We start from the raw sequence: 5,400 nt of genomic DNA on the forward strand, positions 1-5,400 counted from the left end.
AGCGCTGTCATCAATACGGCCTCAGTCAATTCGGACATGCCGAACCCCATACTACTCGCCTACGCGACCACAAAAGGTGCCATCCAAAACTTCACCGGCGGCCTGGCGCAAATGCTCGCCGAGAAAGGAATCCGCGCCAACGCCGTCGCGCCTGGGCCGATTTGGACACCGTTGATCCCGTCGACGATGCCGGAAGAAGCAGTCGAGAACTTCGGAAAGCAGGTGCCCATGAAGCGGGCCGGACAGCCGGCGGAGCTTGCGAGCACCTACGTCATGCTGGCGGATCCGGCATCGAGCTACACGTCTGGGACAACGGTCGCCGTCACCGGCGGCAAACCTTTCATCTGAAGGAGGGCCAGACTGAACCGTCCAGTGACTCTGGCGGCAGAGGTGCTTTGGCCCGTAGCGGCTGCCCCCCCGGCGGGGTACAGGCGCGGTGCGATGGGCTACGCTTCGCTGCTCTGGTCCACGCGGAGAAGGTTGGATCCCAGTTCCTCTCCCTCCGCCACCTTGACCGAAGCCGCATATTCTCCGCGTGAGTTTGTGGGCAGTTAAGCCCAATAGGAGCAGCGATTTCTCACTTGAACTCCGGACTCCTTCTCGGCAGGGCGCGCTTATTATTCTCCGAAAGGCCCATTTATCTCCGAAGCTCTGGACTCCGCGGATTCGGTACGGTTTTCGAAATTCCAACGTTTCGAAGGGCTTATGAGTTTCAACGAAAAGAGGTTCTGCGGCTCCTCTCGGACAGCCGAGAGCGCCGATTCCAATTCGCCATATCGAGGTTCGAATATCCTCCCGCCCCGACCAGGCAGTCCGGCGACAGGAGAAGGTGCCCTAGATGCGTGTAGAAAGGCCCGCCAATGGCGGGCTTTTGTAAATTATCTCTAAGTCTCTAGGCTCTGATATTCGGCCCTCTCCAAGCGCAATAGCCGATAGTCACTGGCGGATACCTAGAAAGCTCCCGTTTTCGGGCGACTCCGGCCGGAGACCGGGTTCGATCTGCACTGCGTGGCCGGCGAGCGGCGCAAGGTCTGAATATCCCTGGCCGCATTCAGCAGCGTATAACAGTGCAACTGCGGCGCGAATCCAGGTCACATTCCTTGGCGAAGCTGACATCGCGTCTCAATCAACGGCCGTTGAGACAAATGTTAGGGACGTCTGAATCTGCCGCCAAGCTCCTTCGTGTGAGTCAAATCGACTCAGCCCGGAGCGGTTGGCGCTTAGTAAGATATGAAGTGCTATCAGCAAATCGGCCCCGGGGCACGGGGGGAAAGGCGGGCGACGTAGTCACGATCTCATATCTCAGGTGTCTTACCCAGAAAATCTAGTCCGGTCTATTAAGAGGGTGCACCGTCATTTTCATCTTTAGAGCTCTTTCCACCCTATCGGGGGGCTCACACTTCTAGGAAAATAATTGGCCGCAAATCTCCAAGAGCTCCGGCTGACGACCCGGCCCTAACGCGGGACATAAAGCCAGTGCATCTTGGCGGGTACGAAGGAGGCGGGTCGCGGCCATTGCCCGCTCAGGTTTCGGGCCAACTCCAGGGGCATTCGCGGGATAATAGTCCTCAATAGCGCCCCGAACCAAAACGCAAATGCCTGATGAGCGCATAGCGTCAAAGACTTCAACTGCGGCAGCTCTTGCCTCATCATCCTCGCGACACGCCCTAACGCGCGCAATGTCTTGCTCCCAAGTGAATAATCCATCCAATAAACCTAGAGCTTCATCGCTAACTTCTTTGGTTTTCTGAATCTCTCTCAACGTTTGTTTGGCAGTTTCATACCTATCGCGCCAAGAGGCACCATGAATTCGATCTTTGATTTGGCGACTCGCAGGTTCGGGCTTGATACCGCGAGCTGCTATTCTTGCATCAATGACTGCGATGGCAGCCTCGCGTAATGGAAGAATGTCTGCCGGTGCACCGAGATGTGAAAATCCATCAAAGAACGCATCAAGATCGGCGACGATTTTAACTTTTATTCCGAAGGCCTCAAAGAACTTTCGAAATCGGCCAAAATTTCCTTTTCCAGAAACTCTAACCATCGCGAGATTTTTTGCGTCGAAATCCCACTCTTCGCTGAATAGACGAGCAACATGCTTGAAGTAGGCATCATCCGACTCGCCCTCGAACAAAATCACGCACTGACTAAAGAAAGCAGCATCCGCATTTTCAAAGCGAGCCATCTTAAATACTTCGGCGCTCGCGGGGTCCAAATCAAAATTCACGTGGTGAAGCTTGCCCACGGGTTTGGGGTTGGATGGATGCTTCGAAACACGGACAAAAGACGCGGTGATGCTGGGGGCGAAGAAAAGAGGCGAATGCGTTGTAACGACGACTTGGTATCGCGCGGAGAGCCCCAGTCGCCGTCATCAATGAGTTGTCGAGGGAGCGACTGTCATGTGAGGCACCGAAGGTGACGTTCCACAACAATGGATTGGCAAATATTGGCTCGAACCGCTGCGGTCTCGCTAAAGGGCTTATGCTACCGAACACTCAGCTCCGAGCGCTGTAGTTCCCATGCCGCTGGTAGTGGCTTGAGCAGTTCATCGAGCTGAAGCGTGCTCGGTTGGCGCCCGGTAAGGATCGAGTTGTCTGCTGATATCGCGAGAAAGGCGATCCGGTTTCATGGATCGCTCTATTTCGACCCGCAGACGCGCCTGCCTGCCATGGTGTGCTTGCTGCGGAATATCGTCACCAACGAGCCCTGCGGCAAGCACCCGGCCGATCTCGCAATGCTGCGCGGCCCCAGGCTGGTGACCGCTTCCGAAACGGAAGAGGGCCGCGCCTGGGCGGAAGCCCGGATCAAGCAGATGACCGGCGGTGATCCCATCACAGCCCGCCTCATGCGACAGAACTTCTTCACTTTCGTCCCGCAATTCAAGCTGATGATCGTCGGGAACCACAAGCCGGTACTCCACAATGTTGACGAAGCCGCAAGGCGCCGCTTCAACATTGTGCCATTTACCCGCAAGCCACGCGTTCCCGACAGGGAGTTGGAAGCCAAACTTGTTTGTGAAGGCCCAGGGATTCTGCAATGGATGATCGAGGGCTGCCTCGACTGGCTTGCCAATGGCCTCATTAGACCCGCGAGCGTAGTAGCTGCAACCGATGCCTACTTCAGCGATCAAGATCTTATGGGCCAATGGCTCGAGGACTGTTGCGATTGCCGTCTTGGCGACCAATCCATATGGGATAGATCAGCCGATCTGTTCGAGTCTTGGGCTGAATACGCCATTCACGCTGGCGAGCCGCAAGGAAGCAAGAAAGCATTCGGCCAATCGTTGCAGCGCAGAGGATTCGAGACGTACCGGGCACCGAATGCAGGAACGAGAGCGTTCCGTTTCCTGCGTTTGAAAGCCATGGAGGAAGTGACGCATGACACATAGTGACGCATTTTTCTGTTATCCATCTCCACGCGCGCGCGCCCGAGCGATTATAGCTATAACGCGTCACTATGCGTCACGCGTCACTGGCTGAGCATCGGCCTTTGCGCGTCCTTCAAACTAAGGTGGTGAACGCTGTCAGCAAAATTTGTTTCCGTCAGCGAAGTGGTGCGTAACAGCGCGCAACCAACGGTTATTGTGGAAATCGCAAAACCTGTCAGACTCTGTTGCGTGATGTTGTTGTTCGGCATGAAGCCGCCAAGCACTAGACCCCCGGGGGGCGGTCAGAAGCCTACAGCGTTTCGATCATAGACCGGCGGCCTCCCTCCACGCGCAATATCGCGAAATTGGCATGGGGGTATCTACCAGTTGCGTTTTATCAATGTGCCGATGACGTCGGCGTAACTTGGAAATGGGCGCACTGCGATGCCTTCGAAACAGTCGACCAACTCAAGTGATGATCGTAAGTCTGCGCAGGTTTGCGTAAACAACGATCGCGCCTTGCGTGTCGAGTATCGTCCGCTGGAAGGCCTCATTCCTTACGCTCGCAACGCCCGCACTCACTCAGATGCCCAAGTCGCTCAGATCGCGGCGTCTATCAAAGAGTTCGGCTGGACAAATCCGGTGCTGGTCGATGGCGACAGCGGAGTGATTGCCGGGCATGGGAGGCTCCTCGCATCGCGCAAACTAGGGATGGTGGAGGTTCCCGTCATCGAGCTCTCCGGCCTGTCTGACGCGGCCAAGCGCGCCTACATCCTGGCCGACAACAAGCTCGCCCTAAACGCCGGCTGGGACGAGGCGATGCTCGGCCTTGAGGTCGGCGAGTTGTCTGCGCTTGGCGTTGACTTGACGCTCGCCGGATTCTCGGACCGCGAATTGCAGGCTTTGGGCGCTAACCAAAACACCGGTTTGACCGATCCGGACGAAACGCCTGAACTGCCTGCCGAGCCCGTTACCAAGATCGGCGACGTCTGGGTCTTGGGCCGGCATCGTTTGATTTGCGGCGACTGCACGGATCCTGCGATCGTGACGAAATTGCTCAGCGGCGTTGCGCCACATCTGATGGTCACCGATCCGCCATATGGCGTGAGCTATCGGCCGGAATGGCGCAACGAGGTCGTGCGCAACGATGGCAGCAAAGTTGCGGCCAGGGCGACCGGCGAAGTGCTTAACGATGATCGGGCCGACTGGCGGCACGCATGGGCGCTGTTTCCCGGCGACGTCGCCTACGTCTGGCACGGCGCCTTACATGCCGGCACGGTCGCCGAAAGCCTCGAGACATCGGGCTTTGCCATTCGCGCGCAGATTATCTGGGATAAAACACGGCTGGTCATTGGCCGCGGAGACTATCATTGGCAGCACGAGCCCGCTTGGTATGCGGTCAGGAAAGGCAAGACCGGCCACTGGGCCGGGGATCGCAAACAAACGACCGTCTGGGGCATCTCGCATCTGAAGTCAGAAACGGGGCACGGGACGCAGAAGCCGGTTGAATGCATGAAGCGACCAATTGAGAACAATTCGTCGCCAGGGCAGGCGGTGTACGAACCATTCAGTGGATCCGGGACCACGATCATTGCCGCGGAAATGACGGGCAGGGCGTGTTATGCGGCCGAGCTTGCACCCGCTTACGTCGACGTCGCGATCCAGCGCTGGGAGGCGTTTACGGGCGAGCAAGCCCGTCTGGCGTCGACCGATCAAGACTTCGAGCATTTGAGCCATGTGTGGACGGCTCCGAGTTGGCAAGAGAAATCTTCACGTCGCAGGCTTGGTCGGTGCTGCCATGTGTTCGGCCTGTAGATGCGGTTCACATGACCGCTGGCCATAATGCCCTCCGCGGATCAGGTCCCGGTCAACAACACGCATTCGACGATGCGATGGCACAAGTGGGTTGTCCTGATCGCCGGATCGACCGGCTCTGCATTACGTGCTGTTCGCCCTCCCAACCTTCACCTCACGCCGATTGACCGGCGCGATCTCGTTTACGCCGCCAGCGCGACGGGTTGCTTGTAGCGCTC

General features: G+C 57.4%; 5 protein-coding genes. 3 read left to right on the forward strand and 2 right to left on the reverse strand.

The genetic code is table 11. From position 1 onward, the window contains the following. The coding region (locus N554_RS0130015; RefSeq protein ID WP_029586818.1) for an SDR family oxidoreductase at window positions 1–348 on the forward strand (348 nt) is incomplete at its 5' end. A 1,054-nt stretch (window positions 349–1,402) separates the two neighbouring features. On the opposite strand, the gene N554_RS0130020 is transcribed toward N554_RS0130015, so the two are convergent. Further along, window positions 1,403–2,227 (reverse strand): ATP-dependent endonuclease, encoded by an 825-nt coding sequence (locus N554_RS0130020; RefSeq protein ID WP_156042193.1) that lies wholly within the window; start codon window positions 2,225–2,227, stop codon window positions 1,403–1,405. 444 nt (window positions 2,228–2,671) lie between these two features. Here N554_RS0130020 and N554_RS0130025 point away from each other — a divergent pair, with 444 nt between their 5' ends. Next, window positions 2,672–3,388, forward strand: a complete 717-nt coding sequence (locus N554_RS0130025) for a phage/plasmid primase, P4 family (RefSeq protein WP_371259536.1) — start codon at window positions 2,672–2,674, stop codon at window positions 3,386–3,388. 80 nt (window positions 3,389–3,468) lie between these two features. Here the strand turns inward: N554_RS0130025 and N554_RS41580 are convergent, their stop codons facing one another. Then, complete coding sequence (locus tag N554_RS41580) at window positions 3,469–3,636, reverse strand: hypothetical protein (RefSeq protein ID WP_156042194.1); 168 nt, start codon at window positions 3,634–3,636, stop codon at window positions 3,469–3,471. Between the two features lie 175 nt (window positions 3,637–3,811). Between N554_RS41580 and N554_RS0130030 the strand changes: the two genes are divergently transcribed. Beyond that, window positions 3,812–5,182, forward strand: coding sequence for a site-specific DNA-methyltransferase (locus N554_RS0130030; protein ID WP_081851492.1), 1,371 nt, complete (start codon window positions 3,812–3,814; stop codon window positions 5,180–5,182). Window positions 5,183–5,400: the final 218 nt, after the last annotated feature.

The sequence above is a fragment of the Bradyrhizobium sp. URHD0069 genome (assembly GCF_000701345.1).
Lineage (GTDB): Bacteria > Pseudomonadota > Alphaproteobacteria > Rhizobiales > Xanthobacteraceae > Bradyrhizobium.